The 23,986-nt window shown below is 65.0% G+C and carries 25 protein-coding genes and 1 tRNA gene; 11 read left to right on the top strand and 15 right to left on the bottom strand.

The features are described from left to right. Nucleotides 1-244 precede the first annotated feature (244 nt). The 4 genes from ccoP to ccoN are packed head-to-tail and all read right to left on the bottom strand — an operon-like array spanning nt 245 to nt 3,845. The gene (ccoP, locus tag ACFOMH_RS14015; RefSeq protein ID WP_377745192.1) at nt 245-1,294 is read right to left on the bottom strand and encodes a cytochrome-c oxidase, cbb3-type subunit III; all 1,050 of its coding nucleotides are present in this window, start codon (nt 1,292-1,294) and stop codon (nt 245-247) included. Further along, complete coding sequence (locus ACFOMH_RS14020; RefSeq protein WP_374421826.1) at nt 1,294-1,482, bottom strand: cbb3-type cytochrome c oxidase subunit 3; 189 nt, start codon at nt 1,480-1,482, stop codon at nt 1,294-1,296. The genes ccoP and ACFOMH_RS14020 overlap by 1 nt, the downstream gene beginning before the upstream one ends. An 8-nt stretch (nt 1,483-1,490) precedes the next feature. Next, nucleotides 1,491-2,216 carry a cytochrome-c oxidase, cbb3-type subunit II gene (gene ccoO, locus ACFOMH_RS14025; RefSeq protein ID WP_374421824.1) on the bottom strand — a complete coding sequence of 242 codons (726 nt, stop codon included), beginning with the start codon at nt 2,214-2,216 and terminating at the stop codon, nt 1,491-1,493. 9 nt (nt 2,217-2,225) lie between these two features. Next, nucleotides 2,226-3,845, bottom strand: coding sequence for a cytochrome-c oxidase, cbb3-type subunit I (ccoN, locus tag ACFOMH_RS14030; RefSeq protein WP_374421823.1), 1,620 nt, complete (start codon nt 3,843-3,845; stop codon nt 2,226-2,228). A 244-nt stretch (nt 3,846-4,089) separates the two neighbouring features. On the opposite strand from ccoN, the gene ACFOMH_RS14035 reads away from it, so the two are divergent. Then, nucleotides 4,090-4,926: a universal stress protein gene (locus tag ACFOMH_RS14035; protein ID WP_374421821.1), complete on the top strand. Its 837-nt coding sequence runs from the start codon at nt 4,090-4,092 to the stop codon at nt 4,924-4,926. Between the two features lie 25 nt (nt 4,927-4,951). On the opposite strand, the gene fnrL is transcribed toward ACFOMH_RS14035, so the two are convergent. After that, a complete protein-coding gene (gene fnrL / locus ACFOMH_RS14040; RefSeq protein ID WP_374421820.1) occupies nt 4,952-5,701 on the bottom strand; it encodes a transcriptional regulator FnrL in 750 nt (249 codons plus the stop codon). Between the two features lie 48 nt (nt 5,702-5,749). On the opposite strand from fnrL, the gene hemN reads away from it, so the two are divergent. Continuing rightward, nucleotides 5,750-7,105, top strand: a complete 1,356-nt coding sequence (hemN, locus tag ACFOMH_RS14045; RefSeq protein ID WP_377745196.1) for an oxygen-independent coproporphyrinogen III oxidase — start codon at nt 5,750-5,752, stop codon at nt 7,103-7,105. 93 nt (nt 7,106-7,198) lie between these two features. Here the strand turns inward: hemN and polA are convergent, their stop codons facing one another. After that, a complete protein-coding gene (gene polA / locus ACFOMH_RS14050) occupies nt 7,199-10,003 on the bottom strand; it encodes a DNA polymerase I (protein WP_377745198.1) in 2,805 nt (934 codons plus the stop codon). A 181-nt stretch (nt 10,004-10,184) separates the two neighbouring features. Beyond that, entirely contained in the window at nt 10,185-10,379 is a 195-nt protein-coding gene (locus tag ACFOMH_RS14055; protein WP_377745200.1) for a zinc-finger domain-containing protein, read from the bottom strand. Between the two features lie 67 nt (nt 10,380-10,446). Between ACFOMH_RS14055 and ACFOMH_RS14060 the strand changes: the two genes are divergently transcribed. Further along, on the top strand, nt 10,447-11,418 hold the full coding sequence (locus ACFOMH_RS14060) for an ABC transporter ATP-binding protein (protein WP_377745202.1): 972 nt from the start codon (nt 10,447-10,449) through the stop codon (nt 11,416-11,418). Nucleotides 11,419-11,462: 44 nt separating this feature from the next. Here ACFOMH_RS14060 and ACFOMH_RS14065 read toward each other — a convergent pair whose 3' ends face one another. Continuing rightward, nucleotides 11,463-11,837: an HIT domain-containing protein gene (locus tag ACFOMH_RS14065; RefSeq protein WP_374421811.1), complete on the bottom strand. Its 375-nt coding sequence runs from the start codon at nt 11,835-11,837 to the stop codon at nt 11,463-11,465. A 10-nt stretch (nt 11,838-11,847) separates the two neighbouring features. Next, on the bottom strand, nt 11,848-13,425 hold the full coding sequence (locus ACFOMH_RS14070) for a DUF5928 domain-containing protein (RefSeq protein ID WP_377745204.1): 1,578 nt from the start codon (nt 13,423-13,425) through the stop codon (nt 11,848-11,850). 153 nt (nt 13,426-13,578) lie between these two features. Between ACFOMH_RS14070 and ACFOMH_RS14075 the strand changes: the two genes are divergently transcribed. From ACFOMH_RS14075 to ACFOMH_RS14090, 4 genes are all read left to right on the top strand, one after another. Beyond that, nucleotides 13,579-14,397 (top strand): sulfotransferase family protein, encoded by an 819-nt coding sequence (locus ACFOMH_RS14075; RefSeq protein WP_377745205.1) that lies wholly within the window; start codon nt 13,579-13,581, stop codon nt 14,395-14,397. Between the two features lie 402 nt (nt 14,398-14,799). Continuing rightward, nucleotides 14,800-15,006, top strand: coding sequence for a 50S ribosomal protein L32 (rpmF, locus tag ACFOMH_RS14080; RefSeq protein WP_374421807.1), 207 nt, complete (start codon nt 14,800-14,802; stop codon nt 15,004-15,006). 98 nt (nt 15,007-15,104) lie between these two features. Continuing rightward, nucleotides 15,105-16,160, top strand: a complete 1,056-nt coding sequence (gene plsX, locus ACFOMH_RS14085) for a phosphate acyltransferase PlsX (RefSeq protein ID WP_374422230.1) — start codon at nt 15,105-15,107, stop codon at nt 16,158-16,160. Then, nucleotides 16,160-17,131, top strand: a complete 972-nt coding sequence (locus tag ACFOMH_RS14090; protein ID WP_377745207.1) for a beta-ketoacyl-ACP synthase III — start codon at nt 16,160-16,162, stop codon at nt 17,129-17,131. The genes plsX and ACFOMH_RS14090 overlap by 1 nt, the downstream gene beginning before the upstream one ends. A gap of 24 nt (nt 17,132-17,155) precedes the next feature. Here the strand turns inward: ACFOMH_RS14090 and ACFOMH_RS14095 are convergent, their stop codons facing one another. Beyond that, complete coding sequence (locus tag ACFOMH_RS14095; protein ID WP_374421802.1) at nt 17,156-17,431, bottom strand: DksA/TraR family C4-type zinc finger protein; 276 nt, start codon at nt 17,429-17,431, stop codon at nt 17,156-17,158. 213 nt (nt 17,432-17,644) lie between these two features. On the opposite strand from ACFOMH_RS14095, the gene ihfA reads away from it, so the two are divergent. The 4 genes from ihfA to ACFOMH_RS14115 all read left to right on the top strand — a co-directional run bounded on the left by ihfA (nt 17,645) and on the right by ACFOMH_RS14115 (nt 19,958). Continuing rightward, the gene (gene ihfA / locus ACFOMH_RS14100; RefSeq protein ID WP_374421801.1) at nt 17,645-17,947 is read left to right on the top strand and encodes an integration host factor subunit alpha; all 303 of its coding nucleotides are present in this window, start codon (nt 17,645-17,647) and stop codon (nt 17,945-17,947) included. A gap of 5 nt (nt 17,948-17,952) precedes the next feature. Further along, on the top strand, nt 17,953-18,621 hold the full coding sequence (locus tag ACFOMH_RS14105) for a MerR family transcriptional regulator (protein ID WP_377745210.1): 669 nt from the start codon (nt 17,953-17,955) through the stop codon (nt 18,619-18,621). 125 nt (nt 18,622-18,746) lie between these two features. Next, nucleotides 18,747-18,824, top strand: a tRNA-Pro gene (locus tag ACFOMH_RS14110). A 60-nt stretch (nt 18,825-18,884) separates the two neighbouring features. Then, on the top strand, nt 18,885-19,958 hold the full coding sequence (locus ACFOMH_RS14115) for a 2'-deoxycytidine 5'-triphosphate deaminase (RefSeq protein WP_377745212.1): 1,074 nt from the start codon (nt 18,885-18,887) through the stop codon (nt 19,956-19,958). Here the strand turns inward: ACFOMH_RS14115 and ACFOMH_RS14120 are convergent. The 5 genes from ACFOMH_RS14120 to ACFOMH_RS14140 all read right to left on the bottom strand — a co-directional run bounded on the left by ACFOMH_RS14120 (nt 19,955) and on the right by ACFOMH_RS14140 (nt 23,957). Continuing rightward, nucleotides 19,955-20,152, bottom strand: a complete 198-nt coding sequence (locus ACFOMH_RS14120) for a hypothetical protein (protein ID WP_377745214.1) — start codon at nt 20,150-20,152, stop codon at nt 19,955-19,957. The genes ACFOMH_RS14115 and ACFOMH_RS14120 overlap by 4 nt on opposite strands. A gap of 17 nt (nt 20,153-20,169) precedes the next feature. Then, a complete protein-coding gene (gene scpB / locus ACFOMH_RS14125) occupies nt 20,170-20,883 on the bottom strand; it encodes an SMC-Scp complex subunit ScpB (protein ID WP_377745215.1) in 714 nt (237 codons plus the stop codon). Then, on the bottom strand, nt 20,880-21,731 hold the full coding sequence (locus ACFOMH_RS14130) for a segregation and condensation protein A (protein WP_377745217.1): 852 nt from the start codon (nt 21,729-21,731) through the stop codon (nt 20,880-20,882). Before ACFOMH_RS14130 ends, scpB begins: the two co-directional genes overlap by 4 nt. Nucleotides 21,732-21,803: 72 nt before the next feature. Continuing rightward, nucleotides 21,804-22,790, bottom strand: coding sequence for a beta-N-acetylhexosaminidase (gene nagZ / locus ACFOMH_RS14135; protein WP_377745219.1), 987 nt, complete (start codon nt 22,788-22,790; stop codon nt 21,804-21,806). A gap of 9 nt (nt 22,791-22,799) precedes the next feature. After that, entirely contained in the window at nt 22,800-23,957 is a 1,158-nt protein-coding gene (locus ACFOMH_RS14140) for an SPOR domain-containing protein (protein WP_377745221.1), read from the bottom strand. Between the last annotated feature and the right edge of the window lie 29 nt (nt 23,958-23,986).

Consider the following 23,986-nt stretch of genomic DNA (forward strand, 5'->3'; position numbering starts at 1 on the left):
ACCACGCCCGCCGCGCCCGGATGTGGATATACAACCGCCACCTGACCGGCAGCATGAGCCGGATTGTCGCATTCCCGATCTGAAACGAAACGCACCCCGCAGATGGGCTTGCCATCACGGGGGCGGATCGTTCATCAATTAGAGCACCGGCCCCCCCTGGAAACGCGCGAACAGGACGGGGGGACCGGGCCTTTCGCACCCGGTTGCCCGGGTACGAAACTGGATAGGTTCGTCTGCCGGCGGCCTATTCGCCGCCGCCCAGACTGTGGACATAGGACGCGACGGCGCGGATATCGGCCTCGGACAGGCGCCCGGCCCAGGCCGGCATCACGCCGAAAGGTCCGTCATGGACGATGCGGGTGATCGTTGCCGGGTCCGAACCGTAAAGCCAGACCGCATCGGTCAGGTTCGGCGCGCCCTGCGCACGGTCGCCGGCGCCGTTCTCGCCATGGCAAGAGGTGCAGTTCTCGGCAAAGACCGTCGCCCCCTCGGCCGCGAGCGCCGCGTCATGCGGTTGGCCACCCAGTTGCAGGACATGGTTCACAACCTGCGCGATCTGGGTCTTGTCCAGCAGCTCGTCGGTGCCAAAGCGCGGCATTTCCGAATAGCGCGTCTCGCCATCCTTGGGATCGCGGATGCCGTGCTGGACGGTGGTATAAACATCGTCCAGCGTGCCGCCCCACAGCCAGTCATTGTCCAGAAGCGAGGGATAGCCCTTGGCCCCGCCGGCGCCGGAACCGTGGCACTGCGCGCACCAGGTGCGGAACACCGCCGCCCCCGCATTCGAGGTGTAATTGGCCAGTTCCGGGTCGGCCGCAACCTGATCCAGCGGTGTTTCGACCAGCTTGGCCTGGATCGGCGCATTCGCATCCTTGAAGCGCTGGATCTCGACGGCGACGTCGCTGCGCATCGTCTCGCCCAAAAGGCCCTGGGTCGCGCCACGGATCAGCGGGATCGCCGGATAGGCGATGACATAGCCGATGGCCCAGATGATGGTGATATAGAACGTCCACAGCCACCAGCGCGGCAGCGGGTTGTCATATTCCTCGATCCCGTCCCAGCTGTGGCCGGTCGAGGGCACTTCGATCACCTTGCGCACGCCCTTGCGGTCGCGCACCACGCGGGTGCCGCCGGGGCGTTTGTGCAGCGGCTCGCCATCCGTGCCCGAAGACGGGTTCGCGGCGGTCTGCGCCGCATGGACGCTCTCGTGGGCCTTGTCGGCGGCCTGGCGGTCCAGCGGGGTCCCGTTCTCGCGGGCTCCGGGGCTGGTGTGCTCGTCGTCGGTACCGGCCATCACTCGACCTCCTTCTCACCCGTCATCTGCGGGCCTTTCTCGTGGCGGAAGATGCTTTCCGCAGCATCCCGATGCAGTGGCCCCGACCCGGGACGGAAGGCAAAGACCACCGTCCCGAGGAAAAACAGAACCAGCGACAAGAGGACCCAGCTGTCGGCCAGTTCGCGCAGGAATGAATAGATATCCATGGCGGTCCTCAGCGCTTGGGATCGGGCTCGAAGGTCGAGAAATCGACCATCGTACCCAGCACTTGCAGATAGGCGATCAGCGCATCCATTTCGGTCACGCCGGGCTGGCGGTCGAAATTGCGTTGCTGCGCGCCGGGATAGCGTTCCTCAAGCCCCGAGGCATCGGCATCGGGATCGGCCTGGGCCATGAAATCCGCCCGCGCCTCGGTCACCATCGCCTCGTCATAGGGCACGCCGACCAGCGCGTCGGTCCTGACCCGGTCCTGAATGTTCGAGGGGTCGATCTTGCGGTCCAGCAGGAAGGCATAGCTGGGCATGATCGATTCCGGCACCACCGCCTGCGGATGCACCAGATGGTCGATATGCCATTCGTCCGAATAGCGACCGCCCACCCGGGCCAGATCCGGCCCGGTGCGTTTGGAGCCCCATTGGAACGGGTGGTCATACATCGACTCGGCCGCAAGGCTGTAATGGCCATAGCGTTCGACCTCGTCGCGCATCGGGCGGATCATCTGGCTGTGACAGGTGTAACAGCCCTCGCGGATATAGATGTCGCGGCCCTTCAGCTCGAGGGGCGTATAGGGACGCATCCCCTCGACCTTTTCGATGGTGTTTTGCAGATAGAACAGCGGCGCGATTTCGACGATGCCGCCGATGGTGACGACCAGGAAGGAAAAGACCAGCAACAGCGTCGCGTTCTTTTCGATGACCTTGTGCTTTTCAAGAATTGCCATGACCGGTCCTCACTCTGCCGGAACCGCGATGGCGGTCGTCTGCGTCTTGGGCTGGCGTGCGACCGTGGCCCAGAGGTTGTAGCACATGATAATCCCGCCGGTCAGATACAGCACGCCGCCAAGCGCCCGCACCACGTTCATCGGGAATTTCGCGGCCACCGTGTCGGCGAAGGCATTGACCAGGAAGCCCTGGGCATCGACCTCGCGCCACATCAGGCCCTCCATGATCCCCGAGACCCACATCGAGGCCGCGTAAAGCACCAGCCCGATGGTCGCGAGCCAGAAATGCCAGCTGACCAGCGTGGTGGAATAAAGCCGCTCGCGGCCCCACAGACGCGGGGTCAGATAGTAGAGCGCGCCAAAGGTGATCATGCCGTTCCAGCCAAGCGCGCCGGAATGGACGTGACCGATGGTCCAGTCGGTGTAATGCGACAGGCTGTTCACGGCCTTGATCGACATCATCGGACCTTCGAACGTGGCCATGCCGTAAAAGCCCACGGCCACCACCATCATGCGGATGATCGGATCGGTGCGCAGCTTGTCCCAGGCCCCCGACAGCGTCATCAGCCCGTTGATCATCCCGCCCCACGAGGGCATCCACAGCATGATCGAGAACACCATGCCCAGCGTCGCGGCCCATTCCGGCAGCGCGGTATAGTGCAGGTGGTGCGGACCCGCCCAGATATACAGGAAGATCAGCGCCCAGAAGTGGATGATCGACAGCTTGTAGCTATAGACCGGGCGCTCGGCCTGTTTCGGGATAAAGTAATACATCATCCCCAGGAAACCGGCGGTCAGGAAAAAGCCCACGGCGTTGTGGCCATACCACCATTGCGTCATCGCGTCCTGCACGCCCGAAAAGAGCTGCACGGATTTGCTGCCCATCAGGCTGACCGGGATGGCCAGGTTGTTGACGATATGCAGCATCGCGATGGTGACGATGAAGGACAGATAGAACCAGTTCGCCACATAGATATGCGGCTCTTTGCGCTTGATGATCGTGCCCAGGAACACGGCCAGATAGACCACCCAGACGATGGTCAGCCACCAGTCCACATACCATTCCGGTTCGGCATATTCCTTGGACTGGGTGGCGCCCAGAATATAGCCGGTCGCGGCCAGCACGATGAACAGCTGATAGCCCCAGAACACGAACCAGGCGGCGTTCCCGCCCCAAAGCCGTGCGGCCGAGGTCCGCTGAACCACATAGAACGAGGTCGCGATCAGCGCGTTGCCGCCAAAGGCAAAGATGACCGCGCTGGTATGCAGCGGCCGCAGCTTGCCGAAATTCGTATATCCATGGGTGAAATCGCTGAGATTCAGCGCCGGAAAGGCCAGCTGAAAGGCGATGACGACGCCGACCAGAAAGCCCACGACGCCCCAGAGCGCGGTCGCGATGACGCCCGCGCGCACAACCCCGTCCATATACTGTCCCTGGGGATCGGGATCCAGCGAGGGTTGATCGTTCCCCATCTGGCGCAACACCCGGATGAACGTGAATCCCGCTGCCAGCATCACGATCAACGCATTGACCATATAGGCGGGATCATCGGGCCGCGCATAATTGGCAGCCATCGCGGCCAGCACCGCGATGCAACCAAGCGCGATCAGCTTGATGGTATTCAACATGAATATCCTGTCCTTCATTCTTTGCGGCGACGCGCGAATCGCAGTCCGTGCCCAACCCGCACGGCATCGTTACTTCCACTTTCTACACTGACACGGTTTCGTGAAACTTTGATCTGCATCAATCAACCGGCAGGCAGGCGATGTAAAATGCGGCCAAGCGTCGCGATCGGGCTTCTGACCTCCCGTTGCCGCGATCCCGCAGGCGGTTCCGACGCACCGCGCTCAACCTCGAAAGGAGAGGCTTATGGGGTACAAGACCATCCTGACCGTGCTGACCGATGCCGATCGCCAGCACAAACAGCTTGATTCGGCCATCGCCATGACCCGCCGCGAGGACGCGCATCTGGAAGTGTTCTGCATGGGCGTGGATCACACCCAAAGCGGCTATTACTATGCCGGCGCCTCGGCCTATGTGTTCCAGGAATCCATCGACAAGGCCATGGCCGCGGCCGGCGCGCTTGAAGAAAAGGTCCGCGAACGCCTGCATGCCGAGGATATCCGCTGGTCGGTGGATTCCGCCGTGGCCCAGGTCGGCGGCATGTCGACGCTGGTTGGGATGCGGGCGCGCTATTCCGATCTGGTGGTGCTGAACCGCCCTTACGGCGAAAACGCCACCGTCGACGCCGAGGCCGTGACCGAAGCCGCGCTCTTCGAGGGCGCGGCCCCGGTCCTGATCGTGCCCGGCGAGCTGAAGGAACCTTTCGGCAAGCGCATCCTGATCGCCTGGAACCAGTCGAACGAGGCCATGGCCGCCGTGCGCCGCGCCATGCCGCTGTTGCAGGCCGCCGAAAGCGTCGAGATCACCATCATCGACCCCTCGCCCAACGGACCCGAACGCTCGGATCCCGGTGGCGCGCTGGGTCAGATGCTGACGCGTCAGGGCGTGAATACCGAAATCTCGGTGCTGGCGCGCACCCAGCCGCTGATCAGCGACATCCTGAACCGCCGCGCGACCGAAATCGGCGCCGACATGATCGTCATGGGCGCCTATAGCCATTCGCGCTTTCGTCAGGCGATTCTGGGCGGGGCCACGCGCAATATGCTGGAAAAAGCCGAAGTTCCGGTGCTGATGGCCCGATAAAAGGGCCGCGCGACGTGATGGCGGGTCAGCTCAGCGGCCCGCCATCCGAATCCTCGCCGCTTTCCAGCACCAGCCGGTCGAACGAGGGCACGATGACGCGCCGCTTGCCGTCCAGCTCGATCACCCCCTCGCGCTTGAGCGCGCTCATCTGACGGCTCACCGTCTCAAGCGTCAGGCCCAGATAATCGGCCATCGCATCGCGCGTCAGCGGCAATTCGACCGCGATCCGCCCCTGGGGGCGGCGCTTGATCAACGCGGCCTCGCGCCGGGCCAGAATGACCAGAAGCGAGGCGATCTTTTCGCGCGCCGACTTGCGCCCCAAAAGCAAAAGCCAGTCGCGCGCGGCGTCCAGCTCGTCCAGCGTCATCTCCAGCAGCCGGCCGGCGATGCGCGGCGTGGACCGCAACAATTCTTCAAAGGGTTTGCGGCGGAAACAGCACAACAGCAGGTCGCTGGTCGCGGTCACGGTATAGGCGGCCTGTTCGCGCCCCGGCCGGCCCAGGAAATCGCTGGGCAGCAACAGGCCCACCATCTGCGTGCGCCCGTCTTCCAGCTGTTGGGTCAGCCCGGCCATGCCCGCGACGACCGAGGCCAGGAAATCCATGCGATCCCCGGCCCAGACGATGGTCTGCCCCGCCTCATAGCGGCGATAGAACTTGATCCCCTCAAGCTCGTCCAGTTCTTCGCTCTCGCAATGGGCACAGACCGCCCGATAGCGGATCGGGCAGTTGTTGCAGGGTTGCTGCGTCGCAAGGATGGCGGCGTCGGCTGGCATTTGATTTGGGTCAATGTCCTGTGCGCGGAATGGGGCAAGGATAGCGCCATGGAACAACAATCGCAACTTGAGCGGCTGGGGCTATTTGACGCGCGCGTGCCGCGCTATACGAGTTACCCCACGTCACCGCATTTCACGCCCGCCATTGGCGAATCCCAGTTTCGCGACTGGGTCGGCGCGATCCCGGCCGGGGCCTCGATCTCGCTCTACATGCATGTGCCATTCTGTCGCAGGCTGTGCTGGTTCTGCGCCTGCCGCACCCAGGGCACGCAATCGGACGATCCGGTACGCGCCTATGCCAAGGTGCTGCTGGCCGAACTCGACATGCTGCGCCAACAGCTCGCGCCCGGCGTGCGCCTGTCGCGGCTGCATTGGGGTGGCGGCACGCCGACGCTGATGCCGGCCGACATGATGCGCCGCGTCGCGGGCGCCGTGCTCAACGTCTTTCCGCTGGCCGAGGGCGCCGAATTCTCGGTCGAGATCGATCCCAATGAAATCGACGACGCCCGCATGGATGCGCTGGCCGAGGCCGGCCTGACCCGCGCCAGCATCGGCGTCCAGGATTTCGACCCCGAAATTCAAAAGATCATCGGCCGCGAACAAAGCTTCGAAGTGACCAAGCGCGCCGTCGACATGATTCGCGACCGCGGCATCGCCAGCCTGAATGCCGATATCCTGTACGGCCTGCCGCATCAGGACCCGGTGCGCATCGCGCAATCGGTGCAAAAGCTGCTGGCGCTCTCGCCCGACCGGGTGGCGCTTTACGGCTATGCGCATGTGCCATGGATGGCCAAGCGTCAGGTGATGATCCCCTCCGAGACCCTGCCCGACCCGCATGGAAGGCTGCGCCTGTTTGAAACCGCGCGCGAGCTTTTCCTTGCCGATGGCTATGACGAAATCGGCATCGACCATTTCGCCCGCCCCGGCGACGGTCTGGCGCGCGCCCAACGGCTGGGCCTTTTGCGGCGCAACTTCCAAGGCTACACCGACGACCGGGCCGAGGTGCTGATCGGGCTCGGCGCCTCGTCGATCTCGCGCTTTCCGCAAGGTTATACCCAGAACGCCCCGGCGACCGGTGCCCATACCGGCCGGATCCGCGACGGCCATTTCTCGACCACGCGCGGCCACGCCTTCACCGCCGAGGACAAATGGCGCGCCCGCATGATCGAGGCGCTGATGTGCGATTTCGAAATCCAGGCCGACGAGTTCATCCGCGATCACGGCTTCGACCAGCAAAGCCTTGCCCAGCTTTTCGCCCCCATCGCCGCGCGTTTCGGCGATATGGTCGAATGGGGCGCGCATGGCCTGCGGATCCCGCTGCGCGGCCGTTCCCTCACCCGGATGATCGCCCAGATGCTCGATGCCTATGACATGGCGGCCTCGGGGCATTCCTCGGCGATCTGACCGCCACCGGGTTTCTTCTTCACTCAAATATCCATGCGGCCGCGCCACCCGCGCGACCGCCCCGATACGGGCGCGCCCCCGCCACAGGCGGCGCTAATGTGCCTCGGCCCAGTTCGCGCCCTGCCCAGCATCGACGACCAAGGGCACGTCAAGCCGCACGGCCGGATCCGCCGCGCCCTCCATGACCCCGCGCGCGGCGGCGATCAGCGCATCGACCGCGCCCTCCTCGACCTCAAAGACCAGCTCGTCATGGACCTGCAACAACATGTTCGCCGGCAGATCGGCGATGGCGGCGGGCATGCGGATCATGGCCCGGCGGATGATATCGGCCGCCGCGCCCTGAATGGGGGCGTTGATCGCCGCGCGCCGCGCGCCCCCTGCCGCCGGACCCGATTGGTTGATCCCCGGCGTATTGATGCGCCGCCCGAACAGCGTGCGCACGAAACCGTTTTCCTTTGCCTCGGCGACCGTGCGCTCCATATAGGCCCGGATCTCGGGAAAGCGCTCGAAATAGGTGTCGATAAAGGCCTGCGCCTCGGCCCGCGGAATGCGCAGGTTACGCGCCAGACCAAAGCCGGAAATCCCATAGATCACCCCGAAATTGATCGCCTTGGCGCGGCGCCGGATCATCGGATCCATGCCCTCGACCGGAACGCCGAACATCTGGCTTGCGGTCATAGCGTGAATGTCGATGCCGTCGCGAAACGCCTGTTGCAGGGCCGGGATCGCCGCGACATGGGCCAGAATGCGCAGCTCGATCTGGCTGTAATCCAGACTGACCAGCCGCATCCCCGGCCCCGCGACGAATGCCTCGCGGATGCGACGCCCCTCTTCGGTACGGATCGGAATGTTTTGCAGGTTCGGATCGGTCGAAGCCAGCCGCCCGGTCTGCGCCCCCGCAATCGAATAGCTGGTGTGAACGCGCCCGGTCTCGGGGTTCACGAATGTCGGCAACGCATCGGTATAGGTCGATTTCAGCTTGGAAAGCTGACGCCAGTCCAGCACCCGCGCCGGCAAATCATGCCCTTCGGCGGCCAGATCCTCCAGCACATCGGCGCTGGTCGAAAACGCCCCGGTCTTGCCCTGCTTGCCGCCCGAAAGCCCCATCTTCTCGAACAGGATCTCGCCCAATTGCTTGGGGCTGCCGATATTGAAGGGCTGCCCGGCCAGCTGATGAATCTCATCCTCCAGCCCGGCCATTTTCTGGGCGAATGCGTTCGACATCCGCTTGAGGTGATCGGCGTCGATGCGGATGCCGGTCATCTCCATCCCGGCCAGCACCGGCACCATCGGCCGCTCAAGCAGCTCATAGGCGGTGCTGACCCGCTCGGGCGACAGCTTCGGGCGAAAACGGTTCCACAACCGCCAGGTCACCTCGGCATCCTCGGCGGCATATTCGGCGGCCTTGTCGATGGCGACCTCGGCAAAGCCGATCTGCCCCTTGCCCGAACCGATCAGATCCTTGATCGGCACCGGCTTGTGATCCAGATAGAGCTCGGAAAGCTCGTCCATGCCATGGTTATGGGCGCCCGCATTCAGCGCATAGGACAGCAGCATGGTGTCATCGAGCGGCGCCATGCGAATGCCGTGCCGGGCCAGAATCTTCCAGTCATACTTGATATTCTGACCGATCTTCAGGACCGCCGGATCCTCAAGCACCGGCTTCAACAGCGCAAGCGCGCGCTCAAGCGGCATCTGCCCCGCCGCCCGCACCCCCGAACCGAAAAGATCGGCCGCCCCATCGACATGCCCCAGCGGCAGATAGGCCGCCCGCCCCGGCCCGGTCGACAGCGATAACCCGACCAGCCCGGCCTGCATCTCGTCAAGCCCGGTGGTCTCGGTATCGATCGCAACCACACCCTTTTCGGAAATCTCGGCCAACCACTCCGCCAACACCGCCTCATCGCGGATGGTGACGTAAAGGCTGCGGTCGATGGTCGGCAATTCGGCGGGGCTGGCCGCCCCTGCGGGCGCCGGCACCACCTCGGGCGATGGCGGCGGCGTGGCGTCGAAACGCTCGGCCACGCGGTTGGTAAGGGTGCGGAACTCCATCCGGGTCAGGAATTCCAGCAAGGCGGCGGGTTCGGGATCGCGCAGCGACAGCGCATCGGCCCCGACCTCCAGCGGCGTCGCGCAATCCAACTCGACCAGCCGCTTGGAAATCCGGATCTGCTCGGCATTCTCGATCAAGGTCTGGCGGCGCTTGGGCTGCTTGATTTCTGCGGCGCGCGCCAGCAGGGCCTCAAGATCGCCATATTCACCAATAAGTTGCGCGGCAGTTTTAATGCCAATTCCAGGGGCGCCGGGAACATTGTCGACGGAATCCCCCGCCAGCGCCTGAACATCCACCACCCGCTCGGGTCCGACACCGAATTTCTCGCGCACCTCGTCGGGGCCGATGGACTTGCCCTTGATCGGGTCCATCATCTCGACGCCGTCGCCTACCAGCTGCATCAGATCCTTGTCGGAACTGATGATCGTGACCCGCGCCCCCGCGTCCCGCGCCCGGCAGGACAGAGTGGCGATAATATCGTCGGCCTCGTAGCCCTCGGTCTCGATGCAGGCGATATTGAAGGCGCGCGTCGCCTCACGGGTCAACGGAAATTGCGGCCGCAGATCCTCGGGCAGTTCGGGGCGGTTGGCCTTGTAAAGCGGATAGATTTCATTGCGAAACGTCTTTGACGAATGATCGAAAATCACCGCGACATGGGTCGGCGCATCCGCACCCTTGGCCTCCTGCACATATTTCCACAGCATGTTGCAGAACCCGGCGACCGCCCCGATGGGCAACCCGTCCGACCGGCGCGTCAGCGGCGGCAGGGCATGATAGGCGCGGAAAATAAAGGCCGAGCCATCGATCAGATGCAGATGGTGGCCCTTGTCGAAACCGTCACTCATATGCGCCCCCATGCTGTTTCGTCGCGTTGCAAGGCCCCGTTCTGCCACAGCCGCGCCCAGGGGCCAACCCCGCCCCATGGGCGCGCCCCCTGCCATTCTTCCATGTCAAATATCCCCGCCGGAGGCATCGCGGCGGTGCAGCCCGGCCAGATGCCGGCCAGTTTCGGCGAAAGGAAGCGCCCTAGTGATCGTCGTGGGCGTGGGCGTGGGCGCGGTCGATCTCGAAACGCTTGTCGCAATAACCGCATTCGACCCAGCCGGCATCGCGCGGAATCGCAAGCCAGACACGCGGATGGCCCAGCCCCCGTGCCTCGTCGCCATCACAGGCAACCTTCCATGAGGTGACGGTCTGGATCTCTGGGGCCGGAAGGGTCATGGCTGTTCCTTGAGCTCTGACGACAAACGCGATTAGGTTGCGGCATCATAATAACTGCCGCCAGCCGATGCCAGCCCCAGAAGCCACCACCCATTCCGTCCCGAACGCCATTGAGATCAATGGCTTGACCAAGACTTATGCCGGCTCGGGAAACAATCCCCCAAAGCAGGCGCTGAAAGGTCTGGACCTTGCGATTCCCACCGGTTCGATCTTTGGCCTTCTGGGGCCGAACGGCGCCGGCAAATCGACCACGATCAACATTCTGGCCGGGCTGGTGCGCAAAAGCGCGGGTCGGGTGACGATCTGGGGCTTTGACCAGGATGTAAACCCGCGCCAGTCCCGCGCCGCCATCGGTGTCATGCCGCAGGAACTGAACATCGACCCCTTCCTGTCGCCCCGCGCCAGCCTCGAGGTTCAGGCCGGGCTTTACGGCGTGCCGAAATCCGAACGCTGGACGGATGAGCTGCTGGACCTCGTCGGGCTGACGGAACAGGCGGAAAGCTATTCGCGTCACCTGTCGGGCGGCATGAAGCGCCGGCTTTTGCTGGCCAAGGCGCTGGTCCACCGCCCCCAGATCCTTGTTCTCGACGAACCCACGGCGGGCGTCGACATCCAGCTGCGCGATATGCTCTGGCGCAATGTCCGGCGGCTGAACGAACAGGGGATGACCATCATCCTGACCACCCATTACCTCGAAGAGGCCGAGGAAATGTGCGACCGCATCGCCATCATCGACCGGGGCGAGCTGATCCTGAGCGAGGAAACCCAAAGCCTGCTCGGCCGCACGGATTCCAAGACGCTGGTCGTCGATACCGGCGATGCCCGCACCCTGCCCGCCCTGCCCGAAGGCAGCCGGGCCGAACGCCGCGCCGATGGCCGGCTTGCGATCAGCTATGCGCCCTCGCGCCTGCCGACCGACGGGCTGATCGACGCGATCCGGGCCGCAAACCTGCCCATCCGCGACATCGCGGTCGAGGCCCCGGATCTCGAGGACGTCTTTCTGCGCATGACCTCGGGTGATCGGGCCAAAGGCGCCTGACCTCCCGCGCCCGGCTGCCCGGGACGGCCTCTGCGCCCGGCCGGTCAGGCCGGCTGCACCATCCGCCCCATCACGCGCCCGCCAAGGATATGAAGGTGGAAATGCGGCACCTCCTGGACGCCATGCGCGCCCGCATTGGTGATGGCGCGGAACCCCTGTCCCTGATCCAGATCGATCCCCAGATCGCGGGTCACGCGGGCCACCGCCCGGTGGAAATCCACGATCTCGGCATCCGAGGCATTGGCGGCGAAATCGTCATAGCTGACATAGGGCCCCTTGGGGATCACCAGCAGATGCACCGGCGCCTGCGGATGGATGTCGCGAAAGACCAGCGTATGCGCGGTTTCCAGCACGGTATCGTTGGGAATCTCACCGCGCAGGATGCGGGCAAAGATGTTTTGCGGATCATAGGCGGGCATGCGTCGCTCCTCAGTCGCTGAACAGATATTCGGTCCGGGCCAGTTCCAGCGCCGTTTCCGGTGCCACGTCCAGAAAGCGCGCCAGCTGGGCGGCGTTTTCCTCGGGGTTGCGCCAGGGGGCGATCGAATGAAAGCCCGTATAATCCATATCGCGCAGCCGCTCGGCCTCATGTTCCAGATCGGCGCGCACCGTCGGCACCAGCCGGTCGACCACATCGGGCGCACTTTGCGCCCCGGCCAGCCCGACCCGGCCGATATGCCCGCGCACATAATCGCTGCTGAACTCCGAATCGATCAGCAACAGCCGGGTATCGGCCTTGTCGCTCATCAGATCCTGAATCAGGTGCAGCGCCGAGGGGTCCAGACAGATCACCATCCGGCTGGCCTCGAACTGCTCAAACAGCAGCCGCAGCAGCGCGCGCCGGTGCCGGTCGCGCTTTTCCAGCGTCGTCTCGACCCCGCCCAGATCGGGCAGATGCGCGCCAAGCTCGTTGAATAGATAGTCGACGGCCGGAATTTCGGTCCGGTCGCGGATCGCCTGGGTCAGCCGCTTGGCGACATGCCATTTCTTGGCCACCACCAGCAAAAGCGTATTGGCCCGGCCCAGACTGCCCTCGGTTTCCCAGAAACGCTGGCCGAAACGGCGACCGATGCGCCCGCGCCCGGTCAGAAACCGAAAAAGCCCCGTCGCCTCGTTCGAGATCGGGAAATGCACGCCGCTTGCCGCCCAAAGCGCGCCCAGACGTTCGCGCAGGCGCAGCGCCTCGGGGCTGATCTTGCGGGCAAACAGGTAATCCTGACCCAAAAGCAGGTCATACTGGTCATTATAGAACGTGACCGGCATGCCGTAATCGGTAAAGACCAGATAGGTCAGCGTGCGGGCCCGGATCTCCCTTCGGGGTACGACATGGGGCACCACGGTCTGAAAGAAGGTCTCGTCTGGGATCCAGGTCGTCTCGAAAAAGCGCAGCACCTCGGGCCGCGAGGCACAGAATTCCAGCACCTTCTCGACCGTGTGCCGGCGCAGGCACCACCATTGCGACCCGATCATCACCTGAATGTCGGCCGGCACCTCGCGGGTGATGCCCAGACGCTTCTGAACCTCGAAGCTGGTATAAAAGAGCCACTTCTGCGTGCGCTCGTTGAACCAGTGACGATAGACGAGCCTCTCTTCCTTGAAGCCGGTCTTGATCCAGTCTGATTCGAAGAAATCGAAATTCTCGATATAGTCGCAGTCCTCGGCGTCCAGAAAGGCATGGGCGTATTCCGCCGATTTGATCGGCATGCAATCGCCCGACAGCATGTAGAAATGCGTGGCCAGCGGAAAGGATGCGACGGCCATGCGCACCGCCTCAAGCGTGGCGCCGACCAGCGACCATTCCCCCCAGCCGCATTTCCACCGCCGCGGGGCGAACACCACCGAAGGGTTTTCCGCCAAGGCCTTGCGCACGCTTTCGAAGTCGCGCGGATTGGCGCGGGCATCGAAATGAATGGACACATAGTCGCCCGAAGCGGTCAGCCGCCGGGCCTGTGCGATCACCCCCTTGGGGTCCTTGTGGCACAGCAGAATGAAGGCAATACGCGCCATCTCGACACCATCCTGTCCGGTCTTTGCCGGTAACCATCTACAGCAGGTTGAATCTCGGCCAGTGATTTGCTTTGTGTCCTTAACGATTTTGGCCGGGCGGGCAACCCGGCGCCGGGGCCGTATGCCCGGGCTGTTTTGAAAAGGAATGAGAGAATGGGTTTCCCCGGTACCTGGATGACCGAAAGCGAAAGCATGGTCTATCGCGTCGTGCCCAAATGCGCCTGCTCGTCGATCGGCCAGATCATGTTCTATTCGGACCATGGCCGCTATTTCGACGGCGACATCCACGATTCGACCGGTGGGCTGCACAAATGGAACCAGACCGAAAGCCAGGCCCCGATCGAGGCCAGCGTCAAGGCGCACAAGTCGCTGACCTTCACCTGCGTGCGCAATCCCTATACCCGCATCCTGTCGTCCTTTTTCGACAAGATCGCCGGCATTCAGCGCAACGGCAAACGCTATCGCGGCAACCTCGTGCCGCAGCTGGTTCAACGCTACGGAATCGACGTCGGCAGCCCGGAAAACAATTTCGAGTTCGACCAGATCGCCAGCTTCCGCCGCTTCCTGCTCTTCGCGCGTGACACCATCCGCTGGCGCCGCCCGATGGAACCGGACATCCACTGGTCAGCCATGGCCGGCCATATCTCGACCTTCATCGTGAATGGCGGCCGCTACGATCAGATCTTCTTCACGGAAAAGTTCAACGAAGGCATGCAAAAGGTGCTGGATGCGGCGCCGACCCGGGTCAAGCTCGACCTCAACGACGTGCCCAAGTTCAACGAATCCGAAGGGCACGGCCCCAAACGCGCCCATAAGATCAGCGAATATTTCGACGATCTGTCGCGGCATCTGATCTGGGAAATCTACAAGAAGGATTTCCAGCTGTTCAAATACGACTTCGACAACCCCGACAACAAACTGCCCAAGAACGAGGTCGATCTCGACGAGGTCCACGCCAAGCTCGGCCGCTGAACGAGCGGCAAGGCGGCAAGGCCCCGGATCATGGCAAAGACAGAGGGGCGACGCCGCATGGCCGCACCCCTCTTTCATGTCCAAATATCCTCGCCGAAGGCAGCGGCGCGCCCGCGCCGCTTCCCTTGGCGGGATTCGCGCCCACGCACCCACGGCCTTCCTCCCGGCACCGGGCGCAAAGCCGGCGCACCCCCAAGATTCCCCTTGCACCGCGCGAAATTCCGGCTATTTTCGCGCGTTCAATCGACCGGCGGGGGAATCCCGGACCGCGGCCCCCGCTTCTGCGATGTCATTCGCGACTTGCGGCCAACGTCTTAGTGGCCTATGCCCCGCCCAGACCCTGAATAGATAATCCGGGGCCGCCCTTTCGGGTTGCCCCCCTAAACCACTTGAGGTTGTGACATGGCCGTCCCTCAGAACCGAGTAACCCGGTCCCGCCGCAACATGCGCCGTTCGCATGACGCCCTGGTTGCCGGCAACCCGAATGAATGCTCGAATTGCGGTGAGCTGAAGCGCCCGCATCACGTCTGCCCGTCCTGTGGCCACTACGCCGACCGCGAAGTCGTCGCCCGGGCCAATGAGGTCGATCTGGACGACGACGCAGCGTAAGCTGCAAGTCCGTCCCAGAGATTATGGATTCCTCCGTGACGAACTCCGCCGCGGGGCGCCCTGAAAAGGCGCCCACCGTGGTGATTTCGATTGATGCGATGGGTGGGGACCGCGGTCCCGCCGCCGTCGTCGCCGGGATCGCCGAAAGCGCCGAGAAGAACCCGGATATCCACTTCATCGTTCACGGCCCCCGGGCCGAAATCGAACAGCTGATCGCGCGCCGCAGCGGTCTGGCCGCGCGTTGCGACATCCGCGACGCGGCGGGCGTTGTCACCATGGATGACAAGCCCAGCCAGGTGCTGCGCAAGGGCGAAGGCACCTCGATGTGGTCCGCCGTGGAATCGGTGCGTCTGGGCGAGGCGACGGTGGCCGTTTCCTGCGGCAATACCGGCGCGCTGATGGCGCTGTCGATGCTGCGCCTGCGCAAGCTGCCGGGCGTGAACCGTCCCGCCATCGCCTGTCTGTGGCCGTCCCGCAATCCCCAGGGCTTCAATGTCATGCTCGATTGCGGCGCCGATATCCGGGCCGATGCCCAGGATCTGGTGACCTATGCGCTGATGGGCACCTCTTACGCGCGCAACGGGCTTGGACTGGCGCGGCCGCGTGTCGGCCTGCTCAATGTCGGGACCGAGGAACACAAGGGCCGGCCCGAAATGCGCCAGGCCCATGAACTGATGCCCGCAACCGCCGAGGCGGCGAATTTCGACTATGTCGGTTTTGTCGAGGGGGGCGATCTGCCCTCGGACCGGGTCGATGTGATCGTCACGGACGGTTTCACCGGCAATGTCGCGCTCAAGACCGGCGAGGGCACGGCCAAGCTGGTCGGCGACTTCCTGAAGGAAGCCTTCGGCAAGTCGATCCTGTCGAAATTCGCCGCCCTTCTGGCGCTGAATTCGCTCAAGCGGCTGCAAAAGCGCATCGATCCGCGCCGGGTGAATGGCGGCGTCTTTCTTGGCCTGAATGGCACGGTGGTGAAATCCCACGGTTCGGCCGATTCCACCGGCATTTCCGCCGCGATCAAGCTGGCCTTCCAGCTGGCGCAATCGGGCTTTCAGGACCGGCTGGCGGCGCGGGTGGCACAGACGGCCGCACAGGCCGCGGCCTTGAACACAACAAGAAACGAAAACCAAGACCACAGCGAGGGGACGTCCTGATGCGGCGTGCGATTGTGCGGGGAACCGGCCATTACCTGCCTGAGCGCGTGGTCGAAAACAGTTGGTTCGAGGGCAAGCTCGACACCAGCGACGAATGGATCCGCGCCCGCACCGGCATCGAACGACGCCATTTCGCCGCCGAGGATCAAAGGACCAGCGATCTGGGCATTCTGGCCGGCAAGGCGGCGCTGGAAAATGCCGGCATCCCCGTCGACCGGCTGGATGCGGTGATCGTCGCCACCTCGACCCCGGACCTGACCTTCCCCTCGGTCGCGACCATGGTGCAGGCCGGTCTGGGCATGCAGCGCGGCTTTGCCTATGACATTCAGGCGGTCTGCGCGGGCTTTGTCTATGCGCTGGCCAATGCCGATGCGATGATCCGCGCCGGGCTTGCCGACCGCGTTCTGGTCATCGGCGCCGAAACCTTCAGCCGGATCATGGACTGGACGGATCGCAGCACCTGCGTGCTTTTTGGCGATGGCGCCGGCGCGGTCGTGCTTGAGGCCGCCGAGGGCGCGGGCACCGCCGCCGATCAGGGCATTCTGGCCACCGATCTGAACAGCGACGGCCGCTATCGCGACCTGCTTTATGTCGATGGCGGCGTCGCCTCGACCGGCACCTCGGGCCATCTGCGCATGCAGGGCAATCTGGTGTTCCGCCATGCCGTCGAAAAACTGGCCCAGACCGCGCATCACGCGCTGGAGAAAGCCGGGCTAAACCCCGAGCATGTGGATTGGCTTGTCCCGCATCAGGCCAATATGCGCATCATCGAATCGACCGCCAAGCGCATGCAGCTGCCGATGGAAAAAGTCGTGCTGACGGTGGCCGATCACGGCAATACCTCGGCCGCCTCGATCCCCTTGGCCCTGTCGGTCGCCAATTCCGAGGGCCGTTTCAAACCCGGCCAGATCCTTGTGGCCGAGGCGATTGGCGGCGGCCTTGCCTGGGGTTCGGTGGTTCTGCGCTGGTAACGCCCCCGGCACTGCGGCCGGGTCTCAACGCAGCTGCGAATCCTTTGAACCGCGCCGGTTGATCCCCGCCGAGGGATGCCAGGCCCTGTCGCGCCCCGACTGGCAATTGACACAAAGCCGCACACCGGGAACCGCCTTGCGCCGCGCCTCGGGGATCGGTTCGTCACATTCGTCACAAAATTCCGCGCTTTCGCCCACCGCCTGACGGGCATTTCGCTCGCGCATGCGGGCGATCGCCTCTTGCGTCGAGACGTCGATCTGGTCGTTCACGGCCCCGTCGGGGGCCCATCCTCCAGCCATCGCAAACCCCTTCATTCCATGTTCTGATCAAAGATATAGGTGCGCGATCCGCGCGTTCAAAGGACCACCCGCCGGCCCCTGCGCGGGGTTTTGCCGGTAAGGCGCGAATAATGTGGAACAATATCGCCGGTCGCGGGAACGGAATCGGGTTGCGGTTGTTGACTCGTGACCACAAAAAACTAATGCTTTCCCCATTGCTAAGAGGTTATCGAGATGAGCGACTCTACCCTGACCCGCATGGACCTGGCGGAAGCGGTGTTCCGTGAAGTGGGTCTGTCCCGGCACGAATCTGCTCAGCTCGTCGAAAGTGTACTTGGTCATATTTCCGACGCATTGGTACGCGGCGAGCAGGTTAAGATTTCATCCTTTGGCACCTTCTCGGTGCGCGACAAGAACGAGCGGATCGGCCGCAACCCCAAGACCGGGGAAGAGGTTCCGATCACCCCTCGCCGCGTTCTGTCCTTTCGTCCATCGCATCTGATGAAGGACCGCATCGCCGCCGGCAACAAGCGCTGACCGGGATGAGCAAGTCGCCCGATGCCTTTCGTTCCATCGGCGAGGTATCGCGCCTCGTGGGCGTCGCGCCGCATGTCCTGCGATATTGGGAATCGCAGTTCACGCAGCTTTCCCCCGTCAAACGCGCGGATGGCCGGCGCTATTACCGGCCCGACGATGTGCGGCTGGCCGCAGGTCTCTGTCAGGTCCTGCGTGAAGAAGGGCTGAGCATCCGGGGCGCCAAGCGCCTGATCACGGCGGATCGCGGCGCGGGGCTGCGCGAGATCGGCGCCGCGCGGCTGGGCGAGACTTTGGGCAAGACAGAGGCCGGCGATGCCAGCCCGCCCCGCCCCGCGGTGCAGCTTGCCGTGCCCTCGGCGGGATCTGCGCCCGCAGGCGCCGCAGCCCCGGCACCCGAGTCATCGACACCCGAGTCACCGCCCCCCCAATCGCCCTCCCCCAAAACCACGGCCGGGCGAACACGGGCCGAAAAGCCACCCTCTGCCCCACGCCCGCGCCGCGCCACCGAATCCGGCGCGCTGCCGCTTTTTCCCGATCTCGACCGTATCCCGCCTGGCCAATGGCTGGGCCGTCTTGCGGCCACCGCCGCCGCCCTGCGCAGCCACGAAGCTCAGCGCAAGCCCTTGCCCGCGCGCGCAAATGAGCTGCGCGACGCGCTGCGCGACGCGCGATAAGAGGCCATGTTCGGGTTCGGGCCGACCCGGCCTTGCGCCGTACCGAAAACGATTGTCCCCCGGGGCAATTTTTCCGCCCAAAGCCCCTTGTGCTGGCCGCCGGCTTCGCTCTATATGCCCCTCGTCGGGCCGTGGCGCAGCCTGGTTAGCGCGTCCGTCTGGGGGGCGGAAGGCCGCGAGTTCGAATCTCGCCGGCCCGACCATCCCGAAAACGCCCATCCTCATCCGAGGGTGGGCGTTTCCCTTTTCCTCGGAGGTTGCGCGTGAACGGAGTCCTGCCCGATACCCGTCTGAAGCAGTTGATCGCCGATGGCGCCATCTCGGCCGAGACGCCGATCCTGCCCGAACAGATCCAGCCCGCCAGCCTCGATCTGCGGCTGGGCAACAGCGCCTGGCGGCTGCGCGCCTCGTTCCTGTGCGGGCGCGGTCGCAAGGTCAGCGAACGGCTGGCCGATTTCGAAATGCATCGCATGGATCTGAGCGGGGGCGCGGTGCTGGAAAAGGGCTGTGTCTATCTGGTGCCGTTGCAGGAACGGCTAGCCCTGCCCGCCGGGCTGGATGCGGTCGCCAATGCCAAATCCTCGACCGGGCGGCTGGATCTGCTGACGCGGCTGGTCACCGATGACGGGACCGAGTTCGACCGCCTGTCCGAGGGTTATGACGGCCCGCTTTACGCCGAGATCTGTCCGCGCAGCTTTTCGGTGCTGGTGCGTCCGGGCATGCGGTTGAACCAGTTGCGGCTGCGCCAGGGTCAGGCGGTGCTGTCGGATGCCGATCTGCGCGATCTGCACGCGCGCGAGCCGCTGGTCACCGGCCAGGCCCTGATCGACGACGGGCTGGGCTTTTCCGTCGATCTGCGCCCGGCCCAGGGCGATCTGGTCGGCTATCGCGCCCGCCCCCATAGCGGCGTCATCGATCTGGACCGGATCGGGGCCTATGCGGCGCGCGATTTCTGGGACGAATTGCGCACCACGGACGGTCAGCTGATTCTGGATCCGGGCGCGTTCTATATCCTCGTCAGCCGCGAATCGGTGGCGATTCCGCCCGATTATGCCGCCGAGATGGCCCCCTATCTGGCCATGGTGGGCGAATTCCGCGTGCATTACGCCGGCTTTTTCGATCCCGGTTTCGGCCATGGCACGGCCGGTCAGGGCGCGCGCGGCGTGCTTGAGGTGCGCTGTCACGAGGCGCCATTCGCGCTGGAACATGGCCAGACGGTGGGCCGGCTGGTCTATGAACGCATGAGCGCCCGGCCTGAACGGCTATACGGTCAGGACATCGCCTCGAACTATCAGGGTCAGGGGCTGAAGCTCGCCAAACAATTCGCCGCCGGCTAGCGGCCCATGCGGCGGGTGATGCGCGCTGCCTGACGGGCGCGCTTGACCGCCTGACGCATGGTCTTTTCGCGCTGGCGCTGATGGGCGGTCTGTCGTTCGCCAGGCTTGGGCGCATTCATCCGGCGGATGCCCCAGCTGACCAGCCAGCCGGTCAGAACGCGCGCAAGCATATTGAAAAACTGGTTCAGGTTCATCGGCTTGCCGGACCTTTCTAATCGTCCTCGAACAGATCGTCGGCGGGGATGTCCGGGGATCCGTCCTCGTCATCGCCGGCGGGCTGGAACATGTCGGGGGTCAGCCCCTCGCCGGGCGGGCGCGAATCCAAAAGCCCGGCCGCGCGCAATTCCGCCAGTCCCGGCAGATCGCGGGCGCTTTCCAGCCCGAAATGATCCAGGAATGTCTCGGTCACGACGAATGTCACCGGCCGGCCCGGCGTCTGCCGGCGGCGTCCGATGCGCACCCATTCCAGTTCGATCAGCTGGTCCAGCGTGCCACGGCTGACGGCGACGCCGCGAATTTCCTCGATCTCGGTGCGGGTCACGGGCTGGTGATAGGCGATGATGGCCAGGGTTTCGGTCGCCGCGCGCGACAGGCGGCGGCTTTCGACGGTGCTTTCCTGCATCAGAAAGCCCAGATCACCCGCCGTGCGGAACGCCCAGGCATCGCCCACCCGCAAAAGATGCACGCCGCGCCCCTCGTACCGGGCGCGCAGCTGTTTCAGCGCCTCGGCCGGATCGCAGCCCGCAGGCAGCCGTGCCGCGATCTCGCGCAGGCCCATCGGGCTGGCCGAGGCAAAGAGCACCGCCTCGACCATGCGCTCCTGTTCATAAAGCGGCGGCGGCGGAAAGCGCTGCGGATCGGGGCGGTCCCCGGTCCCCGCGCCGCTTTGGGCCGTGGCGTCGATATCGTCTTGGTCGGAAGTCATTGCGGACGCCTGCGGATGGTGATCGGGGCAAAGATTTCGGTCTGGCGCAGCTCAAGCTTGCCCTGACGCGCCAGTTCCAGCGTCGCGGCAAATGTCGCGGCGGTGGCGGAACGGCGGCGCTTGGGATCGCTTTCCCAGCCCTCGGGCAGAAAGCTCGCGAGTTCGGTCCAGTCGCCGACAAAGCCGATCAGCCCGCGCACCCGATCAAGCGCCTGTTCCATGGTAAAGACATCGCGCCGGTCATAGGCATAGGGGCGGAACTCGTCGCGGGTGCGCAGCCGCGCATAGGCCCGCATCAGGTCGATCAGCCCGGCCTGCCAGGACACCTGTCGCGCCCGCGTCACCGTTTCCGGCGCGCCGCGCGCGAAACGATCCTGTCCCAGCCGGTCGCGCCCCATCAGCCGCGCCGCCGCCTCGCGCATCGCGTGCAGGCGTTCCAGCTGGAAGGCCAGATGCGCGGCCATATCCTCGGCCGAGGGGCCTTCGGCCTCGGGATCGGGGGGCAAGAGCAGGCGCGATTTCAGATAGGCGAGCCAGGCCGCCATCACCAGATAATCGGCGGCCAATTCGATGCGCAGCGCCCGCGCCTGTTCGACAAAGGCCAGATACTGATCGGCCAGCTCAAGGACAGAGATCTGCATCAGATCGACCTTTTGCGTGCGCGAGAGCGTCAGCAGCAGATCCAGCGGCCCCTCAAATCCCGAGACATCGACGACAAGCACCTCTTCGGCGCGGCGCTCGGCCACGCTTTGCGGCTCAAGCCCGGGCAGGTGCGGGGCGATGTCATCCGTGGCGGATTCGGGCTCAGCGCGATCCGGCACCGGGGTCAGATAGGGGACTTTGGTCATCGGCGCGGGAAACCTGTGACAGCACGCGGGAACCGTCCCAGAATCCGCCAAGCCCCCGGCATAGTCAACCGATCAGGCCGCAAGGCCACCCAAAGCCGCAAGCTCGGCCCGCAGGCCGGCCGCATCCGCCAGTTCCGGCGCCCGGCGCAGGGCCAGCGCGGCATCCGCGCGCCGCAGCGCCCCGGGCGTCATCCGTCCGGCCGCCGCGACGATATTCTCCATCTGCGCAAGGCTCTCGTTGCAGGACAGGACCAGATCGCAACCGGCGCCGACAATCGCCGCGGCGCGTTCGGCCATGCTTCCCGACAGCGCCTGCATGCCGATATCGTCCGACATCAACAGCCCGTCGAAACCCAGATCGCGCCGGATCAGATCGATCACCGGGCGCGAGGCCGTGGCCGGCGCATCGTCGATGGCGGTAAAGCGGATATGCGCGGTCATCGCCATCGGCAGATCGGCCAGCGCCCGAAACGGGGCAAAGTCGGTCGCCAGCAATTCCGCCAGCGGCGCCTCCACCACCGGCAGATCCTTGTGGCTGTCGACGCGCGCCCGGCCATGGCCCGGCATATGCTTGACCACCGGCAACACGCCCGCCGCCAGCATGGCATCGGCGGCGATGCGTCCCAGCCGGGTCACCGTCGCCGCATCCGTGCCAAGGCAGCGGTTCTTCAGAAACGGATGCGTGTCGTCGCGCGCGATATCCAGCACCGGCGCGCAATCGGCATCGATGCCCATCGCCTGCAATTCCCGCGCCATCAGGTGGTGATGCAACCAGATCGCCCGGTCGCCATTCGCCGCCTGATCCAGGGGCGCCGGCCAGTCGGTCCAATGCGGCGCGCGCATGCGCTGGACGCGCCCCCCCTCCTGATCGATCAGCACCGGGGCATCGCGGCCCACCGCCGCCCGCAGATCGGCGGTCAGGCGGCGCAGCCGTTCGGGTGTGTCGATATTGCGCCCAAAGAGAATAAACCCCCAGGGATCGGCCGTGCGAAAGAAATCCCGCTCGGCCGCCGTCAGATCGGGACCGGCAATGCCGCCCAGAATGGTCGCGCCGGTCATGTCACCAACTCACTTTGCCGTCGCGGGGATACAGTCGATGCCCTCGGCGATCAGCGCGGCGCAGAAGCGGCGGGCATCGTCCTTGGAGCCAAAGCCCGAAGCGCGCAGCCGCCAGAAGGCGCGGCCATTGGCCTCGTGTTTCTGGATGACCATGCCTTTGCCCGAGAACAGCGCCCCGAACTTGCCCGATACCCGGTTCCATTCGCCCGTCGCCAGCTTTTCGCTGTCGAAAGCGCCGATCTGGACCAGGGCCGAACCCGAGGTGACGGGTGGCGCCGGCGTGGCGGTCGCAGCCGGCGCGGTTTCGGGACGGGCCTCGGTGGTCGTGGCCGCAGCCACGGGCGCGGCATCGCTGGCGACCGCCGGGGCGGCGGCGGCGATGCGGCGCGGACGCGGCGCCGGGCGAACCGATTGCGCCACGGCCGGCGGTGCGGTCTGCGCGGTCTGGGCTGCGGCCTCGGCCAGCGCGGTGTTGATCGCGACCTCGCGCGCCTCGTTGCCGGCAAGATCGGTCACGACCTCGTTCACGGCGGCCTCGGCGGCGGGGGCATCGGTGATCAGCGCGGTCTCGACCGCGTTGGCGGCGGTCTGCGCGGCCTCGCCATCGGGGCGGGCGATCACGCGGGCGCTGTCATCGGCAAGCGGCAATTCGACCTGATGCGAGGGTTCCTGCGCGCTGGCGCCCAGCTCGCCCATCGGAACGTCCTGTTCGCCCAGCCCGGTCGCTTGCGGCGCGATGGCCACGCGATCGACCTGACCGGCTTCGCGGCCGGCGGCGACATTGTTCACGGCAAGGCCGGTGCGCTCGGTCAGCTCGCCGCCCGGATTGTCGGGGGCGGTGCGGGCCTCGCCCTGGATGGCGCGGATGACGGGCACGCCCGAGACGTCGCGCACGACCAGCTTGAAGCCCCAGACGGCCAGAATGACGATCAGCCCGACCGAAACCAGCGCGCCGATATAATGCGTAAGGCGGGTGACCCGGCCCAGCAATGTCTGCGGCTCGGCCTCGGCCGTGGCATGGGCATAGTGATCGTCCCAGCCGGCATTGTCCTGCCATTCGTCATGGTAATCCTGCTGCGCGTCCTGCGCATAGGGATAGTCCTGCGACAGCCGGTTGGGCTGTGACCCCTCAAACCCGCCCGAGGAGCGGAAATCTACTACCGTCATTCCTGCCTGCCTGCCGGTTGATCCGACGC

It is taken from the genome of Paracoccus mangrovi (assembly GCF_042648425.1).
In the GTDB taxonomy this organism is placed as follows: Bacteria; Pseudomonadota; Alphaproteobacteria; order Rhodobacterales; family Rhodobacteraceae; genus Paracoccus; species Paracoccus mangrovi.

Excerpts from the sequence above, each read along its gene's own strand:
- ACFOMH_RS14095 (WP_374421802.1), bottom strand. The coding sequence starts at position 17,431 with ATGGCTGGAGGATGGGCCCCCGACGGGGCCGTGAACGACCAGATCGAC.
- nagZ (WP_377745219.1), bottom strand. The coding sequence starts at position 22,790 with ATGACCGGCGCGACCATTCTGGGCGGCATTGCCGGTCCCGATCTGACG.
- ccoO (WP_374421824.1), bottom strand. The coding sequence starts at position 2,216 with ATGGCAATTCTTGAAAAGCACAAGGTCATCGAAAAGAACGCGACGCTG.
- ACFOMH_RS14055 (WP_377745200.1), bottom strand. The coding sequence starts at position 10,379 with ATGACCCTTCCGGCCCCAGAGATCCAGACCGTCACCTCATGGAAGGTT.
- ACFOMH_RS14020 (WP_374421826.1), bottom strand. The coding sequence starts at position 1,482 with ATGGATATCTATTCATTCCTGCGCGAACTGGCCGACAGCTGGGTCCTC.
- ACFOMH_RS14090 (WP_377745207.1), top strand. The coding sequence starts at position 16,160 with ATGCGGCGTGCGATTGTGCGGGGAACCGGCCATTACCTGCCTGAGCGC.
- ACFOMH_RS14035 (WP_374421821.1), top strand. The coding sequence starts at position 4,090 with ATGGGGTACAAGACCATCCTGACCGTGCTGACCGATGCCGATCGCCAG.
- ACFOMH_RS14065 (WP_374421811.1), bottom strand. The coding sequence starts at position 11,837 with ATGCCCGCCTATGATCCGCAAAACATCTTTGCCCGCATCCTGCGCGGT.
- ACFOMH_RS14060 (WP_377745202.1), top strand. The coding sequence starts at position 10,447 with ATGCCAGCCCCAGAAGCCACCACCCATTCCGTCCCGAACGCCATTGAG.
- ACFOMH_RS14140 (WP_377745221.1), bottom strand. The coding sequence starts at position 23,957 with ATGACGGTAGTAGATTTCCGCTCCTCGGGCGGGTTTGAGGGGTCACAG.
- rpmF (WP_374421807.1), top strand. The coding sequence starts at position 14,800 with ATGGCCGTCCCTCAGAACCGAGTAACCCGGTCCCGCCGCAACATGCGC.
- ihfA (WP_374421801.1), top strand. The coding sequence starts at position 17,645 with ATGAGCGACTCTACCCTGACCCGCATGGACCTGGCGGAAGCGGTGTTC.
- hemN (WP_377745196.1), top strand. The coding sequence starts at position 5,750 with ATGGAACAACAATCGCAACTTGAGCGGCTGGGGCTATTTGACGCGCGC.
- scpB (WP_377745215.1), bottom strand. The coding sequence starts at position 20,883 with ATGACTTCCGACCAAGACGATATCGACGCCACGGCCCAAAGCGGCGCG.
- ACFOMH_RS14120 (WP_377745214.1), bottom strand. The coding sequence starts at position 20,152 with ATGAACCTGAACCAGTTTTTCAATATGCTTGCGCGCGTTCTGACCGGC.
- ccoP (WP_377745192.1), bottom strand. The coding sequence starts at position 1,294 with ATGGCCGGTACCGACGACGAGCACACCAGCCCCGGAGCCCGCGAGAAC.
- ccoN (WP_374421823.1), bottom strand. The coding sequence starts at position 3,845 with ATGTTGAATACCATCAAGCTGATCGCGCTTGGTTGCATCGCGGTGCTG.
- fnrL (WP_374421820.1), bottom strand. The coding sequence starts at position 5,701 with ATGCCAGCCGACGCCGCCATCCTTGCGACGCAGCAACCCTGCAACAAC.
- ACFOMH_RS14105 (WP_377745210.1), top strand. The coding sequence starts at position 17,953 with ATGAGCAAGTCGCCCGATGCCTTTCGTTCCATCGGCGAGGTATCGCGC.
- polA (WP_377745198.1), bottom strand. The coding sequence starts at position 10,003 with ATGAGTGACGGTTTCGACAAGGGCCACCATCTGCATCTGATCGATGGC.
- ACFOMH_RS14130 (WP_377745217.1), bottom strand. The coding sequence starts at position 21,731 with ATGACCAAAGTCCCCTATCTGACCCCGGTGCCGGATCGCGCTGAGCCC.
- ACFOMH_RS14075 (WP_377745205.1), top strand. The coding sequence starts at position 13,579 with ATGGGTTTCCCCGGTACCTGGATGACCGAAAGCGAAAGCATGGTCTAT.
- ACFOMH_RS14070 (WP_377745204.1), bottom strand. The coding sequence starts at position 13,425 with ATGGCGCGTATTGCCTTCATTCTGCTGTGCCACAAGGACCCCAAGGGG.
- plsX (WP_374422230.1), top strand. The coding sequence starts at position 15,105 with ATGGGTGGGGACCGCGGTCCCGCCGCCGTCGTCGCCGGGATCGCCGAA.